Annotated in this window: 25 protein-coding genes and 1 pseudogene; 16 read left to right on the top strand and 10 right to left on the bottom strand. The window is 68.4% G+C overall.

Annotated features, from left to right (window positions below; genetic code table 11):
• Nucleotides 1–5: 5 nt before the first annotated feature.
• Entirely contained in the window at nucleotides 6–1601 is a 1596-nt protein-coding gene (locus FGL98_RS04055) for an amidohydrolase (RefSeq protein WP_146315464.1), read from the bottom strand.
• A gap of 150 nt (nucleotides 1602–1751) precedes the next feature.
• On the opposite strand from FGL98_RS04055, the gene FGL98_RS04050 reads away from it, so the two are divergent.
• Genes FGL98_RS04050 through FGL98_RS04040 form a run of 3 tightly spaced genes read left to right on the top strand, consistent with a single transcriptional unit; the run spans nucleotide 1752 to nucleotide 4145 of the window.
• Nucleotides 1752–2516, top strand: coding sequence for an OmpA family protein (locus tag FGL98_RS04050; RefSeq protein ID WP_146315462.1), 765 nt, complete (start codon nucleotides 1752–1754; stop codon nucleotides 2514–2516).
• A 1-nt stretch (nucleotide 2517) separates the two neighbouring features.
• Complete coding sequence (arfB, locus tag FGL98_RS04045; protein WP_146315460.1) at nucleotides 2518–2676, top strand: channel accessory protein ArfB; 159 nt, start codon at nucleotides 2518–2520, stop codon at nucleotides 2674–2676.
• Nucleotides 2673–4145 (top strand): sunset domain-containing protein, encoded by a 1473-nt coding sequence (locus tag FGL98_RS04040; protein ID WP_146315458.1) that lies wholly within the window; start codon nucleotides 2673–2675, stop codon nucleotides 4143–4145. Before arfB ends, FGL98_RS04040 begins: the two co-directional genes overlap by 4 nt.
• A gap of 139 nt (nucleotides 4146–4284) precedes the next feature.
• On the opposite strand, the gene FGL98_RS04035 is transcribed toward FGL98_RS04040, so the two are convergent.
• Entirely contained in the window at nucleotides 4285–6138 is a 1854-nt protein-coding gene (locus tag FGL98_RS04035) for a glycoside hydrolase family 84 protein (RefSeq protein WP_146315456.1), read from the bottom strand.
• Between the two features lie 186 nt (nucleotides 6139–6324).
• Here FGL98_RS04035 and FGL98_RS04030 point away from each other — a divergent pair, with 186 nt between their 5' ends.
• The 4 genes from FGL98_RS04030 to FGL98_RS04015 are packed head-to-tail and all read left to right on the top strand — an operon-like array spanning nucleotide 6325 to nucleotide 9833.
• Nucleotides 6325–6813 carry a nitroreductase family deazaflavin-dependent oxidoreductase gene (locus FGL98_RS04030; protein WP_222432009.1) on the top strand — a complete coding sequence of 163 codons (489 nt, stop codon included), beginning with the start codon at nucleotides 6325–6327 and terminating at the stop codon, nucleotides 6811–6813.
• A gap of 22 nt (nucleotides 6814–6835) precedes the next feature.
• Nucleotides 6836–7669, top strand: coding sequence for a CPBP family intramembrane glutamic endopeptidase (locus FGL98_RS04025; protein WP_146315454.1), 834 nt, complete (start codon nucleotides 6836–6838; stop codon nucleotides 7667–7669).
• Entirely contained in the window at nucleotides 7666–8439 is a 774-nt protein-coding gene (locus FGL98_RS04020; protein WP_146315452.1) for an ABC transporter ATP-binding protein, read from the top strand. The genes FGL98_RS04025 and FGL98_RS04020 overlap by 4 nt, the downstream gene beginning before the upstream one ends.
• A complete protein-coding gene (locus FGL98_RS04015) occupies nucleotides 8439–9833 on the top strand; it encodes a hypothetical protein (RefSeq protein ID WP_146315450.1) in 1395 nt (464 codons plus the stop codon). The genes FGL98_RS04020 and FGL98_RS04015 overlap by 1 nt, the downstream gene beginning before the upstream one ends.
• A gap of 96 nt (nucleotides 9834–9929) precedes the next feature.
• Here FGL98_RS04015 and mgrA read toward each other — a convergent pair whose 3' ends face one another.
• Entirely contained in the window at nucleotides 9930–10967 is a 1038-nt protein-coding gene (gene mgrA / locus FGL98_RS04010) for an L-glyceraldehyde 3-phosphate reductase (protein ID WP_146315448.1), read from the bottom strand.
• A gap of 34 nt (nucleotides 10968–11001) precedes the next feature.
• Between mgrA and thpR the strand changes: the two genes are divergently transcribed.
• The 4 genes from thpR (at nucleotide 11002) to FGL98_RS03990 (ending at nucleotide 14907) form a co-directional block, all read left to right on the top strand.
• Nucleotides 11002–11583: an RNA 2',3'-cyclic phosphodiesterase gene (gene thpR / locus FGL98_RS04005; RefSeq protein ID WP_146315446.1), complete on the top strand. Its 582-nt coding sequence runs from the start codon at nucleotides 11002–11004 to the stop codon at nucleotides 11581–11583.
• A 78-nt stretch (nucleotides 11584–11661) separates the two neighbouring features.
• Complete coding sequence (locus FGL98_RS04000) at nucleotides 11662–13134, top strand: long-chain-fatty-acid--CoA ligase (protein ID WP_146315444.1); 1473 nt, start codon at nucleotides 11662–11664, stop codon at nucleotides 13132–13134.
• 59 nt (nucleotides 13135–13193) lie between these two features.
• The gene (locus FGL98_RS03995; RefSeq protein WP_146315442.1) at nucleotides 13194–13631 is read left to right on the top strand and encodes a MarR family winged helix-turn-helix transcriptional regulator; all 438 of its coding nucleotides are present in this window, start codon (nucleotides 13194–13196) and stop codon (nucleotides 13629–13631) included.
• A 55-nt stretch (nucleotides 13632–13686) separates the two neighbouring features.
• Complete coding sequence (locus FGL98_RS03990) at nucleotides 13687–14907, top strand: MFS transporter (protein ID WP_146315440.1); 1221 nt, start codon at nucleotides 13687–13689, stop codon at nucleotides 14905–14907.
• Nucleotides 14908–14994: 87 nt separating this feature from the next.
• Here FGL98_RS03990 and FGL98_RS03985 read toward each other — a convergent pair whose 3' ends face one another.
• Nucleotides 14995–15630, bottom strand: coding sequence for a pyridoxamine 5'-phosphate oxidase family protein (locus FGL98_RS03985; RefSeq protein WP_146315439.1), 636 nt, complete (start codon nucleotides 15628–15630; stop codon nucleotides 14995–14997).
• A gap of 97 nt (nucleotides 15631–15727) precedes the next feature.
• Here FGL98_RS03985 and FGL98_RS03980 point away from each other — a divergent pair, with 97 nt between their 5' ends.
• Entirely contained in the window at nucleotides 15728–16174 is a 447-nt protein-coding gene (locus FGL98_RS03980) for an N-acetyltransferase (protein WP_146315437.1), read from the top strand.
• 76 nt (nucleotides 16175–16250) lie between these two features.
• Here the strand turns inward: FGL98_RS03980 and FGL98_RS03975 are convergent, their stop codons facing one another.
• On the bottom strand, nucleotides 16251–16619 hold the full coding sequence (locus tag FGL98_RS03975) for a VOC family protein (RefSeq protein ID WP_146315435.1): 369 nt from the start codon (nucleotides 16617–16619) through the stop codon (nucleotides 16251–16253).
• Nucleotides 16620–16680: 61 nt separating this feature from the next.
• Between FGL98_RS03975 and FGL98_RS03970 the strand changes: the two genes are divergently transcribed.
• Nucleotides 16681–17139, top strand: a complete 459-nt coding sequence (locus FGL98_RS03970; protein ID WP_146315434.1) for a MarR family winged helix-turn-helix transcriptional regulator — start codon at nucleotides 16681–16683, stop codon at nucleotides 17137–17139.
• Between the two features lie 6 nt (nucleotides 17140–17145).
• On the opposite strand, the gene FGL98_RS03965 is transcribed toward FGL98_RS03970, so the two are convergent.
• The 5 genes and pseudogenes from FGL98_RS03965 to FGL98_RS03945 all read right to left on the bottom strand — a co-directional run bounded on the left by FGL98_RS03965 (nucleotide 17146) and on the right by FGL98_RS03945 (nucleotide 22002).
• On the bottom strand, nucleotides 17146–17673 hold the full coding sequence (locus FGL98_RS03965) for a hypothetical protein (protein WP_146315432.1): 528 nt from the start codon (nucleotides 17671–17673) through the stop codon (nucleotides 17146–17148).
• Between the two features lie 60 nt (nucleotides 17674–17733).
• Nucleotides 17734–18153, bottom strand: a complete 420-nt coding sequence (locus tag FGL98_RS26890; protein ID WP_222432008.1) for an aldehyde dehydrogenase family protein — start codon at nucleotides 18151–18153, stop codon at nucleotides 17734–17736.
• Nucleotides 18108–19511 carry an NAD(P)/FAD-dependent oxidoreductase gene (locus tag FGL98_RS03955; RefSeq protein ID WP_146315430.1) on the bottom strand — a complete coding sequence of 468 codons (1404 nt, stop codon included), beginning with the start codon at nucleotides 19509–19511 and terminating at the stop codon, nucleotides 18108–18110. The genes FGL98_RS26890 and FGL98_RS03955 overlap by 46 nt, the downstream gene beginning before the upstream one ends.
• Before the next feature lie 43 nt (nucleotides 19512–19554).
• Nucleotides 19555–21183 (bottom strand): annotated as a pseudogene (locus FGL98_RS03950) (amidohydrolase).
• A 141-nt stretch (nucleotides 21184–21324) separates the two neighbouring features.
• Complete coding sequence (locus FGL98_RS03945) at nucleotides 21325–22002, bottom strand: TetR/AcrR family transcriptional regulator (protein WP_186525964.1); 678 nt, start codon at nucleotides 22000–22002, stop codon at nucleotides 21325–21327.
• An 85-nt stretch (nucleotides 22003–22087) separates the two neighbouring features.
• On the opposite strand from FGL98_RS03945, the gene FGL98_RS03940 reads away from it, so the two are divergent.
• The 3 genes from FGL98_RS03940 to FGL98_RS03930 all read left to right on the top strand — a co-directional run bounded on the left by FGL98_RS03940 (nucleotide 22088) and on the right by FGL98_RS03930 (nucleotide 26038).
• Nucleotides 22088–23314, top strand: coding sequence for an MFS transporter (locus tag FGL98_RS03940; protein WP_146315426.1), 1227 nt, complete (start codon nucleotides 22088–22090; stop codon nucleotides 23312–23314).
• 44 nt (nucleotides 23315–23358) lie between these two features.
• Nucleotides 23359–24084: a GNAT family N-acetyltransferase gene (locus FGL98_RS03935; protein ID WP_146315424.1), complete on the top strand. Its 726-nt coding sequence runs from the start codon at nucleotides 23359–23361 to the stop codon at nucleotides 24082–24084.
• A 424-nt stretch (nucleotides 24085–24508) separates the two neighbouring features.
• A complete protein-coding gene (locus FGL98_RS03930; protein WP_146315422.1) occupies nucleotides 24509–26038 on the top strand; it encodes a 4Fe-4S dicluster domain-containing protein in 1530 nt (509 codons plus the stop codon).
• Nucleotides 26039–26045: the final 7 nt, after the last annotated feature.

Raw genomic sequence — 26045 nt, 5'->3', positions numbered from 1 at the left:
CCGGGCTATGAGGTTGCCTGCCAGCGAATCTCGCCTCCGACGACGGTCGCGAGCGCCTGGGCGTCATGGACCCGCACCGGTTCGTGCGCCAGTACCTGCTCATCCAGGATGTCGGTGTCGACGGCGACGAAATCGGCCAGCATCCCGGGCTGCAAGACGCCCTTGCGGCCCTCATCTCCTGCGGCGTATGCCGATCCGACCGTATGCGCGTGCAGCGCCTGCGTCATCGACAGCCGCTCGTGCGGCTGCCAGCCACCCACGGGAGTGCCATCGGCGCGCTGACGGGTGATCGCGGCATACAGCCCGTGGAACGGGTTGGGCTCCTCCACGGGGGAGTCCGACCCGAGAGCCAGCACGGCGCCGGCATCCAGCAGGGACTTCCACCCGTAGGACACCAGATCCTGACCCGCGAGCAGCTCGTCGGCCAGGTCGATGTCACTGTTGCAGTGCGTCGGCTGCATCGAGGCGATGACCCCCAGCCGCGCGATCCGCCCTACGTCGGCCGGTTTAAGGTGCTGGGTGTGCTCGATCCGCAGCCGCAGATCGGTGCCGGTCTCGCGGAGCACCCGCTCGTAGCCGTCGAGCACTGTTGCATTGGCCTGGTCGCCGATCGCGTGGGTGGCCACGCCGATCCCGGCGGCCACCGCCTTGCGTGTGAGCTCGGCAACCTCGTCCACGCTCATCCGCGCCATCCCGTGGTTGCCCGCATCGCCGGGGAACTCGTGGCTCATGTAGCTGGTGTGTGATCCGAGTGCGCCGTCGCTGAAGAGCTTGACCGGGCCCACCCGCATCCAGTCGTCGCCCTGGCCGGTGCGCCGCCCCTCGGCGATCGCCCGGTCGAGAGCGACCAACGGGATGGCCTTGGTCACCCGCAGCCGCAGGCGGCCCGACTCCCGCATCGCGAGGTATGCCGTGCGCGCGTCCTCCCCGTCGATGTCGGTGACGCTGGTCAGGCCTACCGAGAGCAGCTCCTCCTGGCAGTGCAGCAGCAGCGGCTCGAGCGCGCCACTGGCGTCGCCGGCCTGGATGTCGCGCAACGGTTCACTGGCCTGCTCGCGCAGGATGCCCGTCGGCTCACCGGTCTCGTCCCGCTCGATCCGGCCGCCGACCGGATCGGGCGTGCTCGAGGTGATGCCGGCGAGCTTGAGCGCGATCGTGTTGGCCCACATGGTGTGCCCGTCGATGCTCGGCAGTGCCACCGGGTGGTCGTGGCTCACCCGGTCCAGGACGTGCCGGTCGGGGATGGTGCGACCACTCCACTTGTTGGCGTCCCAACGACCACCGAAGAGCCAGATCCCCACCGGCGCCGCGGCGGCATGCTCGTGCACCATGGCCAGGGCCTGGTCCATGGACCTGGCAGGTCGAAGGTCGACACTGACCAGATCTCGGGCGAGATTTGCGGTGTGGATGTGCGCGTCATGCAGCCCGGGAATCACCAGGACTCCCGGCAGATCTACGACCCGCGCGTGGGCGGTCTGCGCCCGGGACACGGCGGCATCGCCGACGGCCACCAGGCGCTCGCGGTCGGTTAGAAGCGCAGTCGCCCAGGGACTGGTCGGGTCACCCGTCCAGATGCGCGGGTGTCGGTAGAGCACGGTCACAGCGTCACTCTAGGCAATGAGGTTCCTAAGGGTAGGCAAAGGTTCGGTCAAGACGACGCCGATGTGCGTCTGAGTGCGCGGACCGCTGCCCCCGACGAGGGTCGAAGCCGATAAGTTCGATGAAGGATTAGCTATCGAGGGAGGAAGACCGTGGAAGCCGAAGACGGTACGGCGCCGCAGCCAGGGGGCAAGACCGTGACCAAGAGGGTCCGACGTGGTCTGGGCGGATGGTGGGTGCTCGCCCTCATCCTCGTGCCCATCCTCGTCGCTGCCCTGGCCACCCTGACTCGCCACAACGGCATCCAGAATGACCTCAAGCACCGCACGCAGTCCGCCCTCAGTGCCGGTGGGGTCGACGGCGCGAAAGTGTCCTTCTCCGGGCGCGACGCCACGATCACCGTCGCACCGGGCCCCAACAGCAAGAAAGCCAAGACGATCGCCAAGCGGGTGACCGGCGTACGCACTGTCGAGGTGAAGACCTCCGGCACCGCGGCGCCCACGCCGAACCCATCGCCAACCAGTGCCGCCGGCACGGCGAGTGCCACCTGCACCGATCTCACCGCCAAGATCGGGACGCTGCTGAAGGGGAACGAGCCGTCGTTCGGCGACAACTCCACCGCCTTGCAGCCGTCGTCCGATGGCACGCTGAGCAAGGTCGCAAGCCTGCTCAAGGGGTGCCCCAATGTCATGGCGCAGGTCGCCGGCTACACCGACAACACCGGCACCGCCGACGGCAACAAGCAGGTTTCGCAGGCACGCGCGGACGCCGTGCGGGACTACCTCGTCAAGCAGGGCGTGACCTCTGGGAAACTGACCTCGATCGGGTATGGCGAGGCCGACCCGATCGCGTCCAACGACACCGACGCCGGCCGGCAGCAGAACCGCCGGGTCGAGATCACCGTGCAGGGAGGCTGACATGGGCTGGTTGTTCGGACAGACCTGGATCTGGTGCCTGATCGCGTTTGTGCTCGGAGCAGTCGTCGCCTGGCTCATCGCCGTGCTGATCTATCCCCGAGAGAGTGACGCGTTCAGGGACATCTCCCCCGACGACGACGACGGAGGTCGAGTCGCATGAACTGGCTCTTCAAGCAAGTCTGGCTGTGGATCCTGATCGCGTTCCTGCTCGGCCTGATCCTTACCTGGATCTATGTGGTGCGCAAGGCATCACGCACCGTCGAGACCACCGAAAGACCACCGTCGAAGGACGAGCCTGCGACCACCGACGATGACATGCACCACGGCGCGGCGGTAGCCGGTGGCGCCGCAGCGGCCGGAGCAGGTGCCGCCGGCGCGGCGGTGGTCGGCGGGCACCACAAGACGCGCGCCGCCGATGACCAGGCGCGCCAGGCCCCGGCGAGGGCTGCTGCCCCGGCCAGGACTGCCACCCCGGCGACCTCGCGCGATGACCAGCCGGAGGCCGCCGGAGCTGCCGCGGCAGCGAAGGCGCGTGCCCGCGCCGAGGAGCCCGCGGCCGCGCCGACCGAGCAGGCGGAGGAGCCGGCAAAGCAGGCGGAGGAGCCGGCGGCGACCGAGCAGCCGAACGACACCGCGCCCGATACCGCTGCACACTCAACCGACGGTGCTGCCCACGTGGTGGGCGCCGGCGTCGGCGCCGCCGCAGCGGCCGGTGCCGGAGTCGCGGCCGGGCACCACCACCGCGCGGCGGAGGTTGACGAAGCCAAGGCGCCGGAAGCGCCCGAGCAGCCCGCCGAGGGCCGCGCCGCAGAAAGCCCCCTCGGGGACGAGCAGCAGAGCATGGGCGCCACGGACGTGTCACCCTCGATCGTCCACGACAACGCGGACGAGCACATCGGCGAGGCCGCGCCGCCTGCGGGCGAGGCACCACGCGTCGGCAAGGCCGAGACGCTCTCGCCGAGCGCGGGGCAGATCGGCGGTGCAGCAGTCAACGACGCGGCAGCCGATGACGCTGCAACATCGGGCGCGAACAAGGATCCGATGACCGAGCAGTTCGGCCCCGGTGCCGCCTCGGCCCGGCCGGACGGAAGCGCGCCGACCGGGTATCCCGTCAAGGGCAACGCCGACTCGATGCTCTTCCACACGTCCGACAGCCCGCGGTATGCCACAACCAGGCCCCAGGTGTGGTTCAAGGATGAGGCGTCGGCCGCCTCGGCCGGCTTCGCGCACTGGGACCGGACCAAGCGCGGCCAGGCAATCGCACCGCCCGCAGCACCCGTCGACGACGCACCAGCAGTCGAGGCGCCGCCTGCGCAGGCACCCGTCGAGCACGCACCAGCGGCCGAGGAGGCACCAGCCGCCGAGGAGACACCGGCCGCCGAGGAGGCACCAGCGGCCGAAGCCGACCCCGACCCGATCACGGAGCACTTCGGTGCCGGCGCCGCATCGCCCCACGCGGACGGTTCGTCGCCCTCGCCGGATCACCGGATCAAGGGAGATGCGGACACGATGATGTTCCACACGCAGGACAGCCCGAGCTTTCAGACGACCGAGGCCGAGATCTGGTTCAAGGACGAGGCGTCCGCCAAGGCCGCGGGATTCTTGCACTGGGACAGCAGCAAGCGCTGACGCCCACAACGTGCCGGCATCAGTCCGGTCCCGTCCCGGTGTCGCACGTGCTGGTCGTCCTCGACTCGCGCCAGTGCGGTGGAGATGAAGGTGTCGATGACGCCGTCTCCGACCTCGACGTTGGCGGACTTGGCCTGGGTCACCTGCGCCTGCGCCTGCGCACGGTCGCTGGTCGCGGCGGCACCGTTGCCGGCACGCTCGGCGACGAGCATCTGCACCGCGTCCCGGGCGGCGCTACCCAGTGGCCGGCGGCATCCAGCCAGGGCTGCGCCTCCGACACGAACTCGGGATCGTTCATGTCCGCCTGCAGTGTGGCGGGGATGTCCTGGATCACCGTGAGACAGCGGTCCAAGGTGCGCGCCGCGGAGCCCGTTCCCGACTCCCACTCGGACCAGAACTGCTTCAGCTTGCCGGCCAGGACCGGTGCCTGCACCGGGTCGATCTCGGAGTAGTGCTCGAGGTCGGCGAACGCGGCCAGCGCCATCCGGGCCGAGCCGCTGGGCCCGGCGAGCTGTGTCAGGCTCGCCCGATAAGACCTCCGCGGGTTGTAGTCGCCACTGTTCCAGGCGTAGTCGGCCACCGTGAACAGGGCGACCCTGGAGGCCACCGGCTGAATCATCGGGTTGGCCGTGATGCCGTACAGCTGCGTGCCCAGGTCGCTGGAGTGCCCGACATACGGGCCGAGCAGCGGCCGGTTGGTGACGTAGTCATTGACCGGGTAGTTGTCCCACAGCAAGATGTCGTGCCCGTACACGGCCTTGGCCGCTGCGGCCTGCGCCGTGCTGATCGTCGGCGCGATCACCCCGACCCCGGTCCACCCCACGATGACCTTTGAACTCAGGTCCGCCTTGATGGCCGCCTTGTACGGGGTGGCGGTGACGTCGGAGTACTCGGTCGGGACCATCTGCAGCGGTTGGGCGCCCGGGTGCGTGTCGATGAAGTCCTTCTGCACCTCGTTCAGCACGTAGGACTGCGCCGCCCCGGCCGCGCCGCCACCGGTGCCGAACTTGGCCTGGTCCGCCGCGCAGTTCCAGTCGGTGTAGCTGATGTCGTCGAACGGGATCGAGAACGAGCGCACCCCGACATCCCACAGCGACGGAAGCTTGGCCACCAGTGCCCGCTCATCGCTCGCGGAGCTGTAGCAGATCGACAGACCCGGTGAGAGCGCGTAGGTGAACGCGACGTGAATCGCGCCAGCGGTATCCACCAGCGTCTTGATCGCCGCCAGCTGGCCGACGGGATGCGGCTCACGCCACTGAGCGCGCAGGTACGGGTCGTCCTTCGGCGAGTAGATGTACGTGTTCATCTTGTGCCGCCCGTAGAACTGCAACTGCGCCGCTCGCTGCGCGTCACTCCACGGCGCACCGTAGAAGCCCTCGATCGTGCCGCGCACCGACATGCTCGGCCAGTCGCGCACCAGGACCCCCGGCACCTCGGCGGAGTCCCCGTGCCGCTCGACCAACAGCCGCAGCGTCCGCACCGGGTAGAACGTCCCCGTCCCGTCGTGCCCGTCGAGCACCACACTCGGGTGACCTGCCACCTCACCGGTGGCGAGCACATATCCCTCCGCCGGCAGGGCGGTCGCATCACCAGCGTTCAGATCATTCAACGCCGCCGCGGCCGCGGGCACCACCTCCGGTCCACCGACATAGATCGCGGTCTCCCGCGCCCTCAGCTGGTCGATGCCGGTGACCTGGTCAACGTGGCGCACCCCGTCCTGACCCAGCATCGTCTTCAGCGCCGCCACCGAGTCCGCATCGCTACCAGTACCGGTCACCAAAGCCACCCGGCCGCCCAACCGGACCGCCTGCCCACGCGTCGACATGGAGTGCGGCACCGGATAGACCGACGGCAACGCATCGCTCGCCACACCAGAAGGTTCCGCCCCGCCCGCGCTGGGCGAGCCGGCGTTCGTCGACGAAATGGCCACCACCGTGCCGATGCCGGCGGCCAGCGCCGCCGCGGTCAATGCGGTGATGAGCGAACGACGCATTCAAGCTCCACCCGTCCGAAAACTGGACCAAGCCAAGCAATCTACGCCTGGGCAGAATGCCGCAAGCATCCACGCGTCAAGGAATTACCGACAGCACGTCGAAGCGATTCACGCGACAATCGTGTCGACACCGCACCCGGCACCCACCCGCCCGTCCGGCGCCCGCCACCTACCTGGAGGTCAGCAGTGAACGCCGAGCCACCAACGCCGTCCCGCCTCGCGACTGTCGGCGGTCGGGTCCTGCGCACCCGATGGCTGATGCGCGCGCCCATCCATCTCTACCGCGCCGGACTGGGACGCCTCTTCGGTGCCCGGATGCTGATGCTCGAGCACGTGGGGCGGACCTCGGGCGCTCCACGATACGTCGTACTGGAGGTCTTCGGGCATCCCACGCCGGACGTCTACCTGGTGGTCTCCGGGTTCGGCACGCGATCCCAGTGGTTTCGCAACCTGCGGGCCAACCCGTCGGCGCGCGTATGGGTGGGCGGCCGGCGGGCCCTGCCCGCCACGGCGGAGCGCCTGGACGACTCGGCCGCGAGCGCCGCGCTGACCGCCTACATCGCGCAGCATCCGAAGGCCTGGGACAAGCTGAAGACCGTCGTCGAGGACACCCTGGGCCACCCGATCGAAGGAGGCTCGGACCTCCCCGTGGTCGCGCTGCGCCTGCATCCCTAGCTCCCGCGTGCTGAAATGAACCATGACGACCCAGCGGAGTGCGGCTGAAGTGGCGCCGCACGCGGGGCTTGCGCACCTGTGGTCGGGGCCGTTACGAGTCCCCCGGACCGGGCTGCCCCGGCGCATGCTGGTCATCGAGACCGTGCTGGTGCTGCTGCTGAGCCTCGGGGCCTCGGCGATCTACTCGGTGCTGGACATCATGCGGCGACTTTCGTCTCCTGTCGCCCTCGGACAGCAGACCTCCAACCTCAACACCTCGCATGCCGAACAACCCTGGCTCGACCTGATCTACGAGATCGTGCAGATCGGGCTCGGGCTGGTGCCGGTGCTGCTGGTCTGCTACCTGTTGGCCCGCGAGCTGCCCTCGGCCGTGCGCTATCTCGGCATCGACCGGGCCCGTCCCCTGCCCGACCTGCTACTCGGGATGATCCTGGCCGCGTGCATCGGACTGCCCGGTCTGGCGCTGTATGTCGGGGCGCGGGATGCCGGCCTGAACACGACCGTCGTGGCGGCCGATCTGGGCTCGCACTGGTGGGTCGTGCCGATTCTGGTGCTCTCCGCGGTGCAGAATGCCGCCCTCGAGGAAACCGTGATGGTCGGCTACCTCTTCACCCGTTGGAGCCAGGCCGGCTGGCGTCTGTGGGTGATCGTCGTGGTCTCCGCGGTGATCCGTGGCAGCTACCATCTTTATCAAGGATTTGGCGGCTTCGCGGGCAATATCGTCATGGGTCTGATCCTCGGCAGCGTCTACCTCCGGACCCGTCGGGTGCTCCCGCTGATCATTACCCACAGCATCCTCGATACCGTGGCGTTCGTGGGATACGCGCTGCTGCACAGTCATGTGAGCTGGTTGTGACGACTCCAACCTTCACCGAGATCAAGGCCGACAAGGTCAGTTGCGCCGTGGGCGACATCACGATGCTGCCACCGACGACGTTCACCGTGCGGCCGGGCGAGAACGTCGCCATCACCGGCGACAACGGGTGCGGCAAGACGACCTTCTTGCGGGTGCTCACCGGCAACCTCATACCGACCCAGGGGGTGGTCACCCGTGACGGCACTCCGATCGACGAGCGGGATGGCGCGACGCGGCGGGTCATCGCCCCGCTCATCGGCCCGGTCGCCGGCTTTCGGGACATGACCCTCGCCGACCACCTCATCCTGATCGACCAGACCTGGGGAGGCGACCGTGAGGGCGCCGGAGCGCGCATCGCGGACATCCTGGGCAAGTTCGACATCTTGAAGTTCGGCAACCGTTTCCTCTCCGAGCTGTCATCCGGTCAGCGTCAGCTGGCCGAACTGGCCATGGTGCTGCTGCGCCCCAGCGGCCTGCTGGTCCTGGACGAGCCGGAGCAGCGCCTCGACCCCGGCCGCCGCGAGCTGCTGGCCGAGGTGCTCGCCGAACGGGCCAAGCAGGGCGGCGCCGTGGTGTGGGTATGCCATGACCAGGCCCTCGCCGAGAGCTCGGTCACCCGGATCGAGCACTTCCCGCAGGGCTCACGCAAGCGCTCGACACAGCGTCCGGCCCCGGAGCCTTCGGCCGGCCCGGCGAAGTCGACCGGCCCGGCGCAGGGTGGCAAGAAGAAGGGTTCCGGCGGCCAACCCGGCCGCAAGGGCAACCGCTGATGCGGTGGGACGAGACCGATCGGGACCGCCTGGCCGACGCCTACGAGCTGCGGTTCAAGGGTGAGGGCAGCCCGCTGTCGGCGGCGCTGTTCGGCGCCTACCTGATGGCGTTGCTCGGCATCATCTACGGCACGATCACCATGCACTACGTCTTCACCCAGTGGCCGCAGGTGCTGCACTGGATGCGGGCGAATGCGGTGCTGACCGTCGTTCTCGTCGTGGTGGCCATCCTCGTCGCCGCGCTGGCGGCCTATCGGGTAGGCAAGACCCGCGGCCCCGCCCTGCCCGAACCGGGCCACATCGAGATGGTCGTCGTCACGGACCTGCCGCGGGGCCTCACGCTGCGCGACAGCTGGCGGGGCAGCCAGCTGCTGGTCATCACCACCTGCTTCGGCCTGGGCGTCGCCGTCCCCGCCGGCATGACGATGGCGGGCACCGACCCGTGGGTGATCGCCATCGGCGTCGTCCTCAGCCTCGTCGGCGGCGTCCTCATCGTGCAGTCCTGGCTACGCGGGCAGGTGAGCGAGCACGGGCCGATCCGCGGGCTGCATACCCTGCCCATGCTCGAGTCCCTGCCGGCCGGCGCACTGCTGACACAGTCGCTGATGTCCGAGAGCGTCTCGTCGTCGCTGGTCAGCGGCGACACGCGGCGGGCCCGCCAGCAGGCGTTCACCCTGCACCTGCGACGCAAGCCGGAGCAAATCAAGGTCGCCGGGCGCTACCTGTCGGTGATCTGGGCCGACATCATCGGCATCCTGCGGGCCGGGTGGTCATCGCTCGGCTGGGTCATCGTCGAGGTCGCGGCCGTCGTCGCCGTCAGTCTGCAGACCGTCGTCGGAGCCAAGTCGCCGCTGGTTCTCCCGTTGCTGTTTCTGCTGGTTCACCTGTCGGCGTCCGGCCTGACCCGCGGCCTGCAGAGCCACGGCATGTCCGCCGGCGAGCAGTCGATCTTCGGGCTGACGTGGCGCACTCAGACGTTGTTGCACCTGCTTCCGCTGTCGATACTGCAGCTGGTTGTGGCCCTGGCGACCGGATTCGTCTCGGGCCTGGTTCCCGAGGCGGCGGTGTTGCGCGCCGTCGGGCTGGTGCTCGCCATGGCGGGCGGCCAGCTGTTCTATGCCCACAAGGGTCCGCCGCCGCCGAGCATGATGGGGTCGGCTCCCGGGCGTGGGATGGGTCTCGCGTGGACGGTCCACCCGGCGATCGGTGTCATCCTCGTGGCGCTCGCCTCGCACCTCGGCGACGGACCGGCGCTGCTGGCCGGCGCCGTGCTCTGCCTGCTCGGCCTCTCGCGAGCACAGTCGCGCTTCGCGCCGGCGCGGCTCAAGGAGTCGTTCATGGAGAAGGCGAACAAGGAGAAAGAAGAGCGTCAGGAAGCCAAGAAGAAGCGCTGACTGCGCCTACCTCACCGTCCTACCCGCCCCGCCTACCTCCTTGCGCCAGCCTCACCCGCCTACCCACTTCGCCTGCCGAGTTGGGTGCTCTCGTGCTCACGCCTTGCTCGGCCCTGCCCACAGGTTCAGCTTGCCGTCGACCGCGTGCTTGTCGATCGCCTTGAGCTCGGCCGGCGTGAAGCTCAGGTTCTGCGCCGCCGCGACGTTGTCCTCCAACTGCTGCACACTGGAGGCACCGATGAGAGCGGACGTGACTCGCTCGTCACGCAGCACCCACGCGATGGCCATCTGCGCCAGCGTCTGTCCGCGCTTACCGGCGATTCGGTTCAGGGCGCGCACGTGCTTGAGGTTCTCCTCGGACAGCATCTTCTTGGACAGCGACTTGTCCTGCGCTGCACGGGAGTCGGCCGGCACACCCTTCAGGTAGCGCGAGGTCAGCACACCCTGCGCGAGCGGCGAGAACGCGATGGCGCCGGTCTGAGTCTCCTCGAGCGCATCCAGCAGGTCGTCCTCGACCCACCTGTTCAGCATCGAGTAGGACGGCTGGTGGATCAGCAGTGGCGTGCCGAGCTGGTGCAGGATCGACACCGCCTGGCGGGTGCGCTCACCCGAGTAGGACGAGATCCCGATGTAGCGGGCCTTGCCGCTGCGCACCGCGGTGTCCAGCGCGCCGAGCGTCTCCTCCATCGGGGTGTCCGGGTCGAACCGGTGGTGATAGAAGATGTCGACGTGGTCCAGCCCCATCCGCTGCAAGGACTGGTCCAGCGAGTCGAGCAGGTACTTGCGAGAGCCCAGGTCGCCGTAGGGACCGGGCCACATGTCCCAGCCGGCCTTGGTCGAGATGACCAGTTCACCGCGATACCGGGCGAAGTCCTCCTTGAAGATGCGCCCGAAGTTGGTCTCGGCGCTGCCGTAGGGCGGGCCGTAGTTGTTCGCCAGGTCGAAGTGCGTGACGCCCAGGTCGAATGCCCTACGCAGCACGTCGCGCTGGGTCTGCAGCGGTTTGTCGTCACCGAAGTTGTGCCACAGACCCAGCGAGATCGCAGGCAGGTGAAGGCCGCTCGCGCCCACCCGGCGATAGGGCATGGTGTCGTAGCGGTCAGGGGCGGCAACATACGTGTCGAGAATCGGCATACGCCCACCCTAGGACCATGGGAGAGTGGCGGGTATGGGGCAGCGCATGTTTGTGGCCGTGGTGCCGCCGCCGGCCGTGCGGGAGGACCTGGCGTCCTTCCTGGAGCCGCGCGCAGGTCATCCGTGGATCGACCCCGAGCAGTGGCACCTGACCTTAGCCTTCCTGGAGTCGGTGCGCGAGGCGCGCATCGATGAGCTGCTCGACGCGCTGGCATCCGCCGCCTCCAGGCGTCGGCCCATGCAACTGGCGCTGGCGGGGGCCGGCGCGTTTCCTGAACCGGCACGCGCCAAGGTGCTGTGGATCGGCGTCGAGGGCGATGCCGAGGAGCTGCAGCGCACCGCGGGCAATGTCCGCGCAGCGGCCGCACATCACGGAGCAACCCCGGACGGCAAGGAGTTTCGCGCCCACCTGTCGGTCAGTCGGCTGCGCAAGGTGCAGCATGAGGCGAAGTGGGTCGACGTGCTCTCGACCTACCGCGGGCCATCCTGGACGGCCTCGTCGATCGAGCTCATCGCGTCCTACCTGCACGAAGGGCCGCGCGGGCGCCCGCGCTATGAGACGGTCGCCTCGTTGCCCCTCGGCGCAGATCTGCCACACAACGCTCGCGGGCAATAGGCGACCGCTCGAGTGTTCTTCGTGACCTCTCGCGTGCAATAAGTGACTTCTCGCGGTGCCGCTGGGTAGCCTCCTGGCATGACCAACCTCGCGGGCAACCTGCATCGAACGGCCGCCGCCAACCCCGAGGGCGTCGCTCTCCGCCTCGGCGAGGCGACCATGACGTATGCGGAGCTGCAGGACGCCGCGGGACGGCTGGCCGGCTACCTGCTGGCGCAGGGCGTGCAGCCCGGTGACCGCGTCGCCCTCTCGCAGCCCAATGTGCCGGCCTTCCCGGTGATCTTCTACGGCGCATTGCAGGTCGGCGGGGTTGTGGTGCCGATGAACCCGCTGTTCAAGCCCCGCGAGGTCGAGTACTACCTGCGCGACTCCGCCGCAAAGGTGATGTTCGGTATGTCGGACGCGGCCGAGGGTGCGAGGCAGGCGGGCACGCCGTTCGTCGAGGTTGGGGCCGACGGATTGGAAGACCTGCTGCGCGAGTACGAGCCGGCCACCGACCTGGTCGACCGGGACGACTCCGACACCGCGGTGATCCTCTACACCTCGGGCACCACCGGCCGGCCGAAGGGCGCCGAGCTGACACACGGGGCGCTGGACAAGAACCAGGAGGTGACCGCGCGCACCCTGCTCGAGCTCACTGCGAATGACGTGGTCATGGGATGCCTGCCACTCTTCCATGTCTTCGGCCTGACCTGCGGCCTCAACACCTCGGTCGCGGTCGGATCCACACTGACGCTGATCCCCCGCTTCGATCCGAGGGCCGCCCTCGACACGATCGCCGCGCACCACGTGACGGTCTTCGAGGGTGTGCCGACGATGTATCAGGCGATGCTCGCTGCCGGCGAGCAGCATGACGCCGACCTGTCGACGCTGCGCGTGGCCGTCTCCGGCGGCTCGTCGATGCCGGTGGAGGTCATGCGCAAGTTCGAGGAGCGGTTCGACGCCGTCATTCTCGAGGGGTACGGCCTGTCCGAGACGTCGCCGGTCGCGTCGTTCAACCACCCCCATGCGCAGCGGAAGCCGGGCTCTATCGGCACGCCGATCGAGGGTGTGGAGATGCGCCTGGCGCAGGAGGACGGCGGCGACTCCCCGGCCGGTGAGATCGGCGAGATCGCGATCCGCGGGCACCTGCTGATGAAGGGTTACTGGGGTCGGCCGGACGCCACCGCGGAGGCGATCCGCGACGGCTGGTTCTTCTCCGGCGACCTGGCGAGGGTGGATGCGGACGGCTACTTCTTCATCGTCGACCGGTCCAAGGACCTGATCCTTCGCGGCGGCTACAACGTCTACCCGCGTGAGGTCGAGGAGGTGCTCTACGAGCACCCGGACGTGGTCGAGGCGGCCGTGGTCGGCATCCCGGACGATCACTACGGCGAGGAGATCGTGGCGTATGTCGTGCGCCGCCCCGACACCCGCGTGACCGAGCGGGAGCTGCAGGAGTTCGCCAAGGAGCGCCTCGCGGCCTACAAGTATCCGCGGACGATCACGTTCATCGACGCTCTTCCCAAGGGCGCCACCGGCAAGATTCTCAAGCGTGAGCTGCGCGACTGAACCCGCTGCCGATGCGGCAGATTTGACGATGCATAGTTCTCCTATGTAGTCTGGTCCTTGTGACCACCTCCCAGAGCGACCCAGGCGCACGTCTGCTGTCGGCCGTATCCCGGCTGAACCGTTGGGCGACCCGCCATGCAGACCTGCAGATCCCGCCGGCGCAGGCGCGACTGCTGAGTCTGATCGACTCCATCGGCCCGGCACGCATCGGCGAGCTGGCAGAGGCAGACCACTGCAGCCAGCCCACCATGAGCACCCAGGTCCAGCGGGTCGAGAGCGCCGGTTGGGCGTCACGGACGGACGACCCGTCCGACCGGCGGGCCTCGATGATCGAGCTCACCGACGAGGGTCGCGACGTCCTGAACGAGGTACGTGCGGCACGTCATCGTGCCGTCGCCGACGTCTTTGCGACGCTCACGCCCGCCGAGACCGCCGCCGTGGATCAGGCCACCACTGTCATCGAAAAGTTCGTTGCACGATCCGAGTCCACCAAGTAGGGCTCGCAGTGCCATTCGCCGGGCTGTGTCCGGCAGCAAAGGAGTGATGTCGTCGATGTGGCGTCAACCGAAGGCCGTCTGGGCCGTCGCGTTCGCTTGTGTGATCGCGTTCATGGGGATTGGTCTTGTCGACCCGATCCTCAAGCCGATCGCCGACCAGCTGAATGCGTCGCCCTCCCAGGTGTCCCTGCTCTTCACCAGCTACATGGCGGTGATGGGTGTCGCGATGCTGATCACCGGCGCCGTGTCCAGCCGGATCGGCGCGAAGAAGACTCTGCTCTCCGGGCTGTTCATCATCATCATCGGTTCGGCGGCAGCCGGATCCATGAACAGCGTGATGAGCATCGTCGACTGGCGCGCCCTGTGGGGTCTCGGCAACGCGCTCTTCATCGCGACCGCGCTCGCCGCAATCGTGCAGTCTGCCAAGGGGTCGGTCAAAGAAGCGATCATCTTGTATGAAGCCGCACTGGGTGTCGGTATCGCCTCGGGCCCGTTGATCGGTGGCCTCCTCGGCTCCATCTCCTGGCGCGGCCCGTTCTACGGTGTCGCGGCGCTCATGGCGATCGCGCTGATCGTCACGGTCTTTCTGCTGCCCTCGACACCACCCGCCGGGAAGCCGACGCCACTGTCCGCGCCGTTCAAGGCCCTGACGCACAAGGCGCTGTTCGCTGTTGCCATCACTGCACTGCTCTACAACTTCGGCTTCTTCACGCTGCTGGCCTTCACCCCGTTCCCGCTGGGACTGGACGCCATCCGGACCGGTTTCGTGTTCTTCGGCTGGGGTCTGCTGCTCGCGATCTCGTCGGTGTTCGTCGCGCCGATCCTGCAGCGCAAGTTCGGCACCATGCCGTCGGTCATGGGCGCTCTGACCGGTTTCGCGATCATCCTCGCGGTCATGGGCCTCTACACCGAGCACAAGCCGGTCCTGATCGTCGGCGTCGTCATCTCGGGTTTCTTCCTCGGTATCAACAACACGCTGGTCACCGAGACGGTGATGAAGGCGGCCCCGGTCGAGCGCTCGACGGCCTCCGCGGCCTACAGCTTTGTGCGGTTCGGCGGCGGTGCGGTCGCGCCGTGGCTGGCCGGCAAGCTCGGCGAAGACGTCAGCGTGCACCTGCCCTTCTGGGTCGGCGCCGGAGCGGTCCTGCTCGGCGTGCTGGTGCTGGTGGTGGGCCGCGGCCTCTTCCACCACATCGACGAGGAGCCCGACCACGGCGCCGAGCGGGTCGGCACTCTCCAAGAGGCCGAGCTGGTCTCGGTGGCCGACGAGAGCTGATCCCGAGAGGTCACTCCCAACCGTCGAGAAGTCAGTAATGGCGAGCCCCGTCCCCCGGTGGGACGGGGCTCGCCGCTCGTTTCGGGCTCAGTGCGCCGGGCGCAGACCCGCCACGGACTTCGGCGTGGGGATCCCGTCGCGCAGGTCCGGAGCTGCCCGTATGACGGTGGGCCGGGCGCCGAAGTCGATCTGTCCGGCCCAGGCGGTGCCGGCGATATCGCTATCGGGGTCTTCGGGCCACCCATCGGAGACACGCAGCGACCACTCGGTGATCGGCATGGCCAGCACCATCGTCGCGGCGAGCTCCTTGACCGTGTGCGGCCGCACCTCCCCGGACCGGCCGGGGATGAGGCGTTCGGTCAGCACGTCGAGAGCGTCGCGCTTCTCCTGGCCGTCGAGGGAGTCGAAGGCCCCGAAGAGCACGGCGCTGCGGTAGGCCAGGGAGGACTCGAATGCAGACCGGGCGGCAATGATCCCGTCGACGGCGGTGACCGAGACAACCGCAGGTGCCCCTGAGACCAGCCGCATCCACCGGGACCCGGTCGAGCCGTGCACGATCAGCCGGTCCTCCCACCGGGCCACGGCGGTGGGCAGCACGCCAGGAGTGCCGTCCTCGGCGACGAACGCGACGTGCCCCACGATGGTGGAGTCGAGCAACGCGTCGAGCGCGGCCCGGTCGTGCCTCATCAGCTCGGGAAGGCGAGTGGGGTCGGTTCGGCTCATGCGAGTCACGTCTCCTCGACGGTGGGCAATCGACACAGCCCATGATGGTCGATCCGGCCGTACATTGAAACCACGTTCCCGTGGCAGACTTGCTGGGATGAACCTGGTGCCGGCCGACTTCGTTCCGCCCGATCCCATACAGACAGAACAGTTTCGACTCGCGCTGCTCGGGCCGCAGCACAACTCGTCGGACTACGCCGCGTGGACCTCAAGCATGGACTTCATTCGTGCACTGCCGGGATGGAGGACCTCGTCCTGGCCCACGCCGATGACGCTCGAGGACAACCTTCGGGACTGCACGTCCCACCTCGCCCGGTCTCACTCCGGCACCGACTTCGCCTACACGGTCCTGCTGCCGGACCGAGCCGAGGTCGTCGGATGCGTCTACTTCAAACCCACGAGGCCGCCGCGACCCGGTGCTGTCGAGGTGCGCTCCTGGGTCACCGCCGAGCACGCCGATCTCGACCAGCCGCTCCATGCGGCGGTGACCGGATGGGTCCGGGAGCAGTGGCCGTGGTCAGCTGTGGAGTACGCCGCGCGCTGAGCGGCCGATCCGCAGCCAGGTCGTTGCCGCAAGACCTTAGACCTCGCGGTATTGCGGCAACCGTGCGTCGTGTGAATCAGGCGCGATCGTGGAGGGTGATCCGGTAGCCGTCGGGGTCGGCGAAGGTGAACGTCCTGCCGAAAGGACCGTCGATTGGGGAGGAGACGATCGGGTGGCCGCCGGCGACGAGGGCATCGTGAATGGCCTGGACGTCGGTGGCATGAAGCCAGATCGCGGCACCGATACCGGGCTGAGCGGCCGACGCAAGATCGGTGCCAGGAACGATGTCGCGCAGAGCGAACGCAATCGGCTTCGTCTCGAAGACGACGGCATGCGGAGGCCCCGCCTTGGAGCGGACGAGGCCGAGGTACTGCTCGTAGAACGCCTGCGAGGCGTCCAGGTCGCGAGCTTGCAGGGAGATGAAGTCGGGGCCGGTGGCGGGCATGATCTTGCTCCTTTTCTGTGTCAGTCTTCTGACATCAATTAATCTATGTCAGAATATTGACATGAGTCAAGACGGTGGCGGCATCGACCTGGAGACATCACTCGGATACCTGTTGAAGGAGGCGTCGAGCGCCCTCCGCCAAGCCATGGAGGCGGTGCTGCGGCCGCTGGGTATGACTGTCACGCACTATTCCTGCCTCGAGCTGCTGGCTCAGCGTCCGGGGTTGTCCAACTCCGAGCTTGCGCGGGGGGCGTTCGTGACACGGCAGTCGATGAACGTCCTGCTGCAGACCTTGGAACGGGACGGGTACGTGACCAGGCCGGCAACGGCACCCGTCGGAAAGGTTCTTCCCACCCGGCTCACACCGCGCGGTCGGCGAAGCCTCGCGAAGGCGACTGCAGCGGTCCGATCTGTCGAGGTCCGGATGCTGGGCGGCATGACTCAGGCCGAGCAGTCGAGTGCGTTCACCAGCCTGCAAAGCATGATCCACTCCCTGCGGGACGACGCCGCGGGCGGCTAGGTCGTGTTACGAAAGTCGTTTGAGCCGGTGCTCGATGACAACCTCCGTGTTCCGCACGGATTGAATGTCCGAGGCGCTGATCTGCTCAAGGTGTTCGAGTCGATCTCGAAGTTCGCCGTTGGTGGAGACCTGACCGGCAGCCGCCTCCTGCAACTCCACCAGGTCCTCCTTGAGCCGCCTGATCTCGGCGTCCCGCTCGTCGGGTGTGAGGTCATTGGCGGCCACGAACCCGGTGATGACGAGACCTGGGATGACTGTGATCACCCCACTGAGCACGATGGACACGATGAGCGCAGCGTGGAGCAACTTGGCACGTCCGCTCGGTGTCCTCAGAAATTTGAGGCGTCCCATGATCGACCCGTTGGCCGGCTCGACGATCTCCAGCTCGAAGAGCGCCCTGGCGGCCAGTCGCTCGAGCCCGGGCCGGTCGATCTCACCCTCGGCGTGATCAACCTCCTCGACGTACTCAACACCTGCCGTCGCAGCATCGACAGCCAGCTGGAACGTTGCGAAGAGGGTGGCGGCCTCCGGCACTGCTCACCCGGACCACCATACGCGTGTGCAGGCCGCCCGAGCGGTGCAAATTACTCCGCTCTAAGCGCGAAAGACCTTCTCGTGCCAGGGTTTGCGGGCTGCCCCGGTGATGTCGGACATGATGTGCCTGACCTGGGTGTATTCGTCGAGCGAGTACGCGGACATGTCCTTGCCATAGCCCGAGGCCTTCACCCCACCGTGCGGCATCTCGGAGATGATCGGGATGTGGTCGTTGATCCACACCGTGCCGGCCTGGATCTGCCGGGCCGCGCGCTGCGCGCGAAAGACGTCGTGGGTCCAGGCGGATGCGGCGGATCGATCACGTCCTGCTGCGGCCCGGTCCCGTAACCGCCCACCCCACCGATGAAGTTGCTGACGTCTCCATAGGAGTCCATATCGTTCGTCCTTGCGTCGGAGTCGGTGTGGTTCATTGATCAGGAGTCGAAGCCCATGCCGGCCCTGTCGAGGGCCTTCAGCCACAGCCCACGCCGACCTTCGTTGCCATCAGCGCGGATCAGGGCGTCCGTGGTCAGCTTGATGCCGCACCAGGCCAGTGGCTCGGGCGGGAACGGCTTGGGCATCTTGCGCACCATCTGCAGCTGGGTGAGCTCGGTCGTCTCGCCCGAGAGCAGGTCGAGCAGGACCTTGGCGCCGAAGCGGGTCGCGCCCACCCCGAGCCCGGTGTATCCCGCCGTGAACGCGACACGGCCGTGGTGCGCGGTAGCGAAGAACGCGAAGAAACGGCTGCACGTGTCGATCGCACCGCCCCAGGTGTGACTGAACTTCAGCCCCTCCAGCTGCGGAAACGTCTCGAAGAAATGATCCGCAAGCTTGCCGAAAGTCTCTGGCCGCTGGTCGTATTCGGGCTTGACCCGCCGCCCGTAGTGGTAGACCGCGTCATACCCGCCGAACAGGATGCGATGGTCGGCGGTCTGCCGGTAGTAGTGGAACAGGTTGGACACGTCGCCGAGCCCCTGACGGTTCTGCCACCCGATGGCGTCCCGCTGCTCGGGCGTGAGCGGCTGCGTCATCAGCGCGTAGTCGTAGACGGGGACGGTGTGCGGCCGGGTCCGGCGCAGCAGCGACGGAAACACGTTGGTCGCCAGTGCCACGTGAGCCGCCCGCACCGAGCCGTCGTCGGTATGCAGTGTCACCCGGCCCGAGTCGGCGTCCAGGCTGCGCACGGGCGTGTGCTCGAACACGTCGACCCCGAGGTCGAGGCAGGCGGCGAGCAGTCCCCACGCCAGCTTTGCCGGGTGGACCAGCGCGGTGCCCCGGGTGTCCCACAGACCCGCCAGATAGGTCGGTGAGTTCACCTGCGCGCGCACCTCCTCCTGGTCGAGGAAGCGAATGCCTGCGTCCGCGTCCGCGTCCTCCCTGAGCCAGTCGACCTCGTGCGCGGCGGTGGCGACGTCGAGACTGCCGGTGCGCTCGAAGTCGCAGTCGATGCCGTACCGGTCGATGGTGGCTTCCAGCTCGTCGAGGTTCTCGACCCCGAGCCGCTCCAGGGTGTCCAGCTCATCGGGGAAGTGCTGGCGGCCATTGGCGCTGCCGTGGGTCAGGCTGGCGGCGCAGAACCCGCCGTTGCGGCCGGAGGCGGCCCAGGCGATCCGGTTGCCCTCCAGGAGCACGACCTTGCGCGCGGGATCACGCTCCTTGGCGATGAGCGCGGTCCACAGTCCGGCGTAACCGCCTCCGACGACGGCCAGGTCGCACGTGACGGCGCCATTGAGTGCGGGGCGGGCGGCGGGCCGATCGGCGCTGTCCAGCCAGAACGGCCTGGGGTTTGCGCCGGCGAGCGCGGCCCGCGCGGCGGCGGAGTGATGTGTCGTGGTCATGTTTCGGCTCCGTTCTGGGTGAAGGGCGTTGGCCGGTGGCGAGTCAGGCGGACCAGACGACGTCGCCACCGACGAAGGTCAGGTCGGTGCGCAGCGTGTGCAGGTCCGCCGAGTCCAGGGAGAAAGGGTTGGAGGAGCACACGGCGAGATCGGCGGGTGCCCCGGGCCGGATCCGGCCGGCCCGGTCGTGACGGTTGATCCAGGCCGAGCCGGCGGTGTACGCCAACAGCGCGGTGGTCAGGTCCAGCGCCTCGTCGGCGAGAAGTGGCTCCTGATCGGGGCGCCCAGGCTCCCGTCTGTTGACGGCCACGTGGATGGCCGCCCACGGATCAGGGGTGCTGACCGGCCAGTCCGAACCCATGGCCAGGTGCGCGCCGCTGCGCGCAAGAGACGCAAACGGGTACTGCCAGGCCGAACGTTCCTCCCCGAGCGACGGCTTGGTGAGCTGCAGCATCTAGTCGTCGTTGGCGGCCCACAGGGCCTGCAGATTGGCCGTGACACCGAGCTCCGCGAAGCGCGGGGTGTCGACCGGATCGATGATCTGCAGGTGCGCGATGTGGTGGCGACCCTGACTCCGGCCGTTCGCGGCGCGGGCCGCCTCGATCGCATCCAAGGCGGTGGCCACGGCGCGGTCACCGATGGCGTGCACGTGGACGTCGAAGCCCGCGGCGTCCAGCGCGACCACGGAGGGGTTCAGCACCTCGGGTGCGAAGTAGGCGATGCCGCGCTCCGAGCCACCGCACCGGCAGCGGGTCACGTAGGGGTCCTTCATTGCGGCGGTGCGGTTCTCGGGCACACCGTCGACCATGATCTTGACGCTCGTCAGGCGGAACGCCTCCGTCGACGAGTCGTCCCGGATGGCGGCGAGCGCCGCGACGGTGGCGTCGATGTCGGTGACGTCGCGGGGCCACCACAGCGCTCCCACGACGCGTCCGGTCAGCCGGCCCTGGGCCAGCGCCGCGAGGTAGGCGGGCATCACATTCGGCGTGGCGGCGTAGTCACCGATGATGGCCTCCTGCCACCCGGTGATGCCGAATCCGTGCAGCACCCGCTGAGCCTCCTCGAGCCCGGCGAGCAGCTCCGCGACCGGTGTCGGTGGTCGCAGCCGGCCGACGAGGTCCATCGCCCCCTCGTGCAGGGTGCCGGTGGGCCGCCCGTCCGCATCGCGCTCGATACGCCCGTCGGCTGGGTCCGGGGTGTCGGCGTCGATGCCGGCCAGGCGCAGGGCCGCCGAGTTGACCCAGGCACCGTGATGGTCACAGTTGACCAGGAAGGCGGGCCGGTCTGCGATCGCGCCGATCCGGTCGAGCACGGCCGCATCCGGAGTGCCGCCGGGGTAGTCGGCCATCGACCAGCCGCCGCCGACGATCCACGGCTCGTGCGTGCCGGCGGCATACGCGGCGACCGCCGCCGCGGTGGCGTCCGCACCGTCGGCCGCACTGAGGTCGCAACCACGGCGTTCGACGCCGGCCTGGACCGCGTGCACGTGCGCATCGGTGAAACCGGGGTGCACCAGCCGCCCGGCCACGTCGATCACCTCGGTGGCCGACCCCACCGCGTCGCGGACCTCACGGTCGGTGCCGACAGCGGTGATGCGTCCGCCCCGGATCGCGAGCGCGGTCGCGGTCGGGTGCAGGGCATGCCCGTCGAAGAGTCGACCGCCGACCAGCATCCAGTCCACACTCACAGCCACACTCCTTCAACACGGTGCCCGGCAGCGGCGCCCCATTGGCCACTGATCGTTGCACCCGTGAACCGGGTCACACCAGGGAACTACGGATCGACTCATTAGTCAACAATGTTGACAACGGTGTTATTGGCTCGTGGGGAGGGCGGCCGCGCGGGCGGCGATCGCCTCGATCGTGAGATCAAGCGCGAGCGCGAAGGTCGAGTCCTCGTCGATCAGCGGCAGATACGCGGTGGCGCGCGCGATCCGCGGGAACCGGGAGGCGTCGAGCACGGCATACTCCCTGCTCCAGGCGCCCTGATCCTTCGCCTGCTGCTCCTCGTCCAGGATGCGGAACCCGGCGTCCAGGCTGCCGAAGGCCAGGTTGAGGTCATCGAGCACCCGGTAGAGCCGGGCCGCCTGCTCGCCGGTGAAACCGGCAAGCTCCAACGCGCCGAGGATGATCTCGACGATGCGCATCTCGCCATCGCGGCGCGTGACCCGGATCGTGCCGAGGACGGCGGCGTGCGGGTGGGCGAGATAGACGGCGCGGCTGCGCTGCAGCAGGTCCCGGATCGTGTCGCGCCAGTCGTCCGACTCGGTGAACCCGTCGAGCGCCTGCTCGATCAGGTGATCCATGATCGCGAGGATCAACTCGTCCTTGCTGCGGAAGTGCCGGTAGAGCGCCGTCGGGTCGACGCCGAGCCGCGCACCGATCTTGCGGAACGTCAGCCCGGACGGACCGCGCTCATCGAGCATGGCAAGGCACTCGGCGACGATGCGGTCTGCCGAGAGGGTTCCGCGCCGAGTCGCATTCCTCACCATGGTGGCCATCGTGACACGACTCCCCGTGGCAGGCAGACCTCGACTACCGTCGTCTGCAGGCGACGACGGGGAGGGGAGCGAGTTCATGGGGGAGGTTCTCGCGCCGACCGCGCGCCCGTCGTTCGCTCGGTACTGGACTGCTGCCACGATCAGCTCCTTCGGCACGGCGGTCACCGCGGTGGCCATGCCGGTGCTGGTGGTCAAGCTGCTCCACGCGGCACCGTTCGAGGTCGGCGTCGTGAGCGCCGCTCAGTTCCTGCCGTATGCCGTGCTCGGGCTCATCGCCGGCGCGTACGCCGATCGGTGGCGACGTAAGCCCATCCTGGTGTGGGCGAGCGTCGGACGAGCTGTTTCTCTCGGCGCGATCCCGATCCTGTGGCTGACCGGGGTCCTGCAGATCTGGATGCTGGTCGTCACCCTGCTGCTCTTCGGCGCCTTCTCGGTTTTCGGGTTCGCCGCGACCCAGTCCCTGCTGCCTAGCCTGGTGCCCCGATCGCGGCTGGTCCTGGCCAATTCGCGGCTCGATCAGAGCGACGCCGCCGCTCAGACTCTCGGGCCGGCGATCGGCGGCGGGCTCGTCGGGCTGCTCGGCGCCCCCGTGGCAATCATCGTCGACGCGATCAGCTATCTGGTCGATGCGGCACTCAATGCGGGCCTGCGGGTCGACGAGCCTGCGCCCGGCCCCCGCACCCGCAATCTCCGCGCGGAGATCCGCGGCGGCCTGCAGTGGACCTACCGCCATCGCACGCTGAGCCCCATGGCGGCGTCGACGCACGTCTGGTTCCTCGCCAATGGAGCCGCCATGACCGTGCTCTCCCTCTTCGCCCTGCGCTCCCTCGGCGTCGCCGGCTACGCCTACGGGCTGCTGCTGGCGGTCTTCGGCATCACCAGCCTGATCGGCGCGTCGGTCGCACCAAGGGTCGGCGCCCGACTCGGACCGGGACGCACGATCATCCTCGCGCGCGAGGCCTACCCGGTCGCCTGGATTCTGGTGGCGCTCGCCGCTCCGACCACCGCTGGTCACGTCCTGCTGTTCGTTGCCATGGGCCTGCAGGGTCTCGCCGCCGGCCTGGAGAACTCGAATGAGATGGGCTACTGGCAGGGGCACACGCCGGATGAGCTGCTCGGTCGGGTGAACGCCACCAGGCGCTCGATCAACCGGAGTATGGGTGCGCTCGGAGCTCTCGTTGCCGGCGTGGCCGTCGGGCTGATCGGCGATCAGCGCACGCTCATCGGGGTGATCGTCGTTTTTGCGGCCGCCGCGCTCATCGCCGCGCTGTCGCCGCTGCGCGAAGCACCCGACGGGCAGTGACCCCGCACCGGCCGACGGTGACCTCCGACGTCCATACTGCACGCATGGGTGTGAATGAGCTGGGCCAACCGATCGGGGACATCGTGCAGGGGTGGACGGCGCCGGCCGTGCCATCCGCCACGGTCCTGAAGGGTCACTACTGTCGGTTGGAACGGCTGGATCCGGAAAAGCACGCGGAGCAGCTGTTCGCCGCCGACAGCCTCGACACCGATGGTGGCAGCTGGACCTACCTTCCGTATGGTCCGTTTCGGGATCTGGCGTCCTACCAGGACTGGGTCACGGTGAAGTCGAGGTCCACGGACCCGATGTTCTATGCCGTCGTCACCACCGATGCAGCGGGCGACGCGGCCGTCGATGCCGCGGTCGGGGTCCTCAGCTACCTGCGAATCACTCCTGCGGCGGGATCGATCGAGGTCGGGCATGTGCACTACTCACCGCTGCTGCAGCGCCAACGGGCCGCGACCGAAGCCCAGTTCCTCCTCATGCATCACGTCTTCGAGGACCTGGGCTACCGCCGATACGAGTGGAAGTGCGACGCGCTGAACGCCCCTTCACGCGCCGCGGCGCAGCGGTTGGGTTTCTGTTACGAAGGCAGATTTCGGCAGGCCACGGTGGTCAAGGGCCGCAACCGAGACACCGCCTGGTACGCCATCACCGACATCGACTGGCCACACGTGCAGCACGCCCTTACGACCTGGCTGCATTCGGACAATTTCGACGAATTCGCACGCCAACGGGAGCCGTTGCGCGCTCGCCCCGAACGAACCTGAGCCCAGGTCAACGGTCACCGAGCCCACCCGTCACGTCGGTGACCCACGGTGATGCCTGCCGCCGGCTGGGCGACAGTCGCCATAGGTTGCGTCGGTGGGCGTATGGCGCGCTCCTCGCTCCCGCCTCACCCGAATCTCGATCAGTTGCGCCACCAGGCCGAAAGATCTGCTGCGCGCCGCACCCGCCGGAACGGCTACGCTGGAGAACCCGACGCTCGCGCGCGCCTGGTCGACACCGTACTGACCGCCGCCCTCCGCGCCGCCCGACATCTCACCCCGGTCGGGCTCGCCCGCATCCATGATTCGCGACGCCATCGATGAGCACGCAGGTGCCACCACCCCCCAAGTCAGACTTGGGTCCAATCACCCCTACCCAAGCCTGTGTTAGGTACCGATCGCGGGAGCGTCGTGCCAGGGTGGACGAATGGTGGATACCCAGGAACGGCCGGTCCGCTGGCTCAAGGTGCTCGACCAGACCCGATGCATCGGCTGCCATGCCTGCACCACGGCCTGCAAGAGCGAGAACGAGGTGCCCGTCGGGGTCACCCGCACCTACGTGAAATCCGTGGATGTCGGCGAGTTTCCGACCGCCCGCCGCGCGTTCCAGGTCACCCGATGCAACCAGTGCACCGACGCCCCGTGCACCACCGCCTGCCCGACCGGCGCGATGTTTCGACGCGAGGACGGCATCGTCGACTTCGACAAGAGCATCTGCATCGGGTGCAAGGCGTGCATGGCGGCGTGCCCCTACGACGCGATCTTCATCAACCCCGAGGACCACTCGGCCGAGAAGTGCAACATGTGCGCGCATCGTCTCGATGTAGGACTCGAGCCGGCCTGCGTCTCGGTCTGCCCGACGGAGGCGATCATCGTCGGCGACGGCAACGACCCGACCTCGAAGGTTGCGCAGGCCGTGCAGCGTCGACCGGTGTCGGTCCGCCGCCCCGAGAAGGAGACCGGGCCGGGCGTCTTCTACCTCGGCGCCCACCAGGCGACGCTCGACCCGCTGGGCGCCGCCCGACCGGACGGCGGCCTCTACGCCTGGGCCGAGCAGGGCCCGAAAGGCTCCAACATCGTGCCGTCCGGCAACCCCGACGGGTCGCGCTCGTCGGCGGCCGCGCTGCTCTCCTACGACGTGCCGCACCGAGCACCGTGGGGGTGGCGGGTCAGCCTTTACACCTGGACCAAGAGCATCGGCTCCGGCGCCTTCGTCGTGGCGGTCCTGCTCGCGCTCACCGGTTTCATGGGCTGGGGCGACTCGACCGTTTCGTATGTCGCGCCGCTGGTCGCGTTGGTCTTCCTCGGCATCACCGGGGTCCTGCTGATCTGGGACCTCAAGCACCCGTTCCGGTTCTGGATGATCTTCACCCGGCACCAGTGGCGCAGCTGGCTGGTCCGGGGATCGTTCATTCTCGCAGCCTTCGCCGGGCTCGCCACCCTCTACCTGATTGCGGCGCTGCTCGACCTGCGCACCACTCAGGAGGTGCTCGGGGTGCTCGCCGCCGTCGGCGGGGTCGCCACCGCCTGCTACACGGCCTACCTCTTCGCCCAGGCGAAGGCTCGTGACCTCTGGCAGAACCCGCTACTGCCAGCGCACCTCGCGGTGCAGGCAGTGCTCGCCGGGGCGGCGGCGCTGCTGCCGTTCGCGCTCGCGCTGTCGCCGGGCTCCGCCGTCACGGCGATCGAGGTCACCCTCACCATCGCGGCGGCCATTCACCTGCTGCTGGTCTGGTCCGAGCTGACCCTGCCGCACGTCACCGCCCACGCCCACCTGGCCACCCGGGAGATGACCCGCGGCCGCTTCGCTGTGTTCTTCCGCGTCGGCCTCGTTGCCATCGCCGTCGCCGTCGCCGCCCCCTGGATCGGCGCAGTCGCCGTCCCATTCGCCCTGATCGGACTGCTGGCCCACGAGCACGCCTACGTGCAGGCCGGCCAGTCCGTCCCCCTGGCCTGAGGAGCTT

Origin of the sequence: Leekyejoonella antrihumi, assembly GCF_007845645.1 — a bacterium.
Lineage (GTDB): Bacteria > Actinomycetota > Actinomycetes > Actinomycetales > Dermatophilaceae > Leekyejoonella > Leekyejoonella antrihumi.
Note: the sequence above shows the minus strand (reverse complement) of the source record. Positions and strands in the feature narration are given on the sequence as shown.

Excerpts from the sequence above, each read along its gene's own strand:
- arfB (WP_146315460.1), top strand. The coding sequence starts at position 2,518 with ATGGGCTGGTTGTTCGGACAGACCTGGATCTGGTGCCTGATCGCGTTT.
- FGL98_RS04040 (WP_146315458.1), top strand. The coding sequence starts at position 2,673 with ATGAACTGGCTCTTCAAGCAAGTCTGGCTGTGGATCCTGATCGCGTTC.
- FGL98_RS04035 (WP_146315456.1), bottom strand. The coding sequence starts at position 6,138 with ATGCGTCGTTCGCTCATCACCGCATTGACCGCGGCGGCGCTGGCCGCC.
- FGL98_RS04025 (WP_146315454.1), top strand. The coding sequence starts at position 6,836 with ATGACGACCCAGCGGAGTGCGGCTGAAGTGGCGCCGCACGCGGGGCTT.
- FGL98_RS04015 (WP_146315450.1), top strand. The coding sequence starts at position 8,439 with ATGCGGTGGGACGAGACCGATCGGGACCGCCTGGCCGACGCCTACGAG.
- mgrA (WP_146315448.1), bottom strand. The coding sequence starts at position 10,967 with ATGCCGATTCTCGACACGTATGTTGCCGCCCCTGACCGCTACGACACC.
- thpR (WP_146315446.1), top strand. The coding sequence starts at position 11,002 with ATGGGGCAGCGCATGTTTGTGGCCGTGGTGCCGCCGCCGGCCGTGCGG.
- FGL98_RS04000 (WP_146315444.1), top strand. The coding sequence starts at position 11,662 with ATGACCAACCTCGCGGGCAACCTGCATCGAACGGCCGCCGCCAACCCC.
- FGL98_RS03990 (WP_146315440.1), top strand. The coding sequence starts at position 13,687 with ATGTGGCGTCAACCGAAGGCCGTCTGGGCCGTCGCGTTCGCTTGTGTG.
- FGL98_RS03985 (WP_146315439.1), bottom strand. The coding sequence starts at position 15,630 with ATGAGCCGAACCGACCCCACTCGCCTTCCCGAGCTGATGAGGCACGAC.
- FGL98_RS03980 (WP_146315437.1), top strand. The coding sequence starts at position 15,728 with ATGAACCTGGTGCCGGCCGACTTCGTTCCGCCCGATCCCATACAGACA.
- FGL98_RS03975 (WP_146315435.1), bottom strand. The coding sequence starts at position 16,619 with ATGCCCGCCACCGGCCCCGACTTCATCTCCCTGCAAGCTCGCGACCTG.
- FGL98_RS03970 (WP_146315434.1), top strand. The coding sequence starts at position 16,681 with ATGAGTCAAGACGGTGGCGGCATCGACCTGGAGACATCACTCGGATAC.
- FGL98_RS03955 (WP_146315430.1), bottom strand. The coding sequence starts at position 19,511 with ATGACCACGACACATCACTCCGCCGCCGCGCGGGCCGCGCTCGCCGGC.
- FGL98_RS03945 (WP_186525964.1), bottom strand. The coding sequence starts at position 22,002 with ATGGTGAGGAATGCGACTCGGCGCGGAACCCTCTCGGCAGACCGCATC.
- FGL98_RS03940 (WP_146315426.1), top strand. The coding sequence starts at position 22,088 with ATGGGGGAGGTTCTCGCGCCGACCGCGCGCCCGTCGTTCGCTCGGTAC.
- FGL98_RS03935 (WP_146315424.1), top strand. The coding sequence starts at position 23,359 with ATGGGTGTGAATGAGCTGGGCCAACCGATCGGGGACATCGTGCAGGGG.
- FGL98_RS03930 (WP_146315422.1), top strand. The coding sequence starts at position 24,509 with ATGGTGGATACCCAGGAACGGCCGGTCCGCTGGCTCAAGGTGCTCGAC.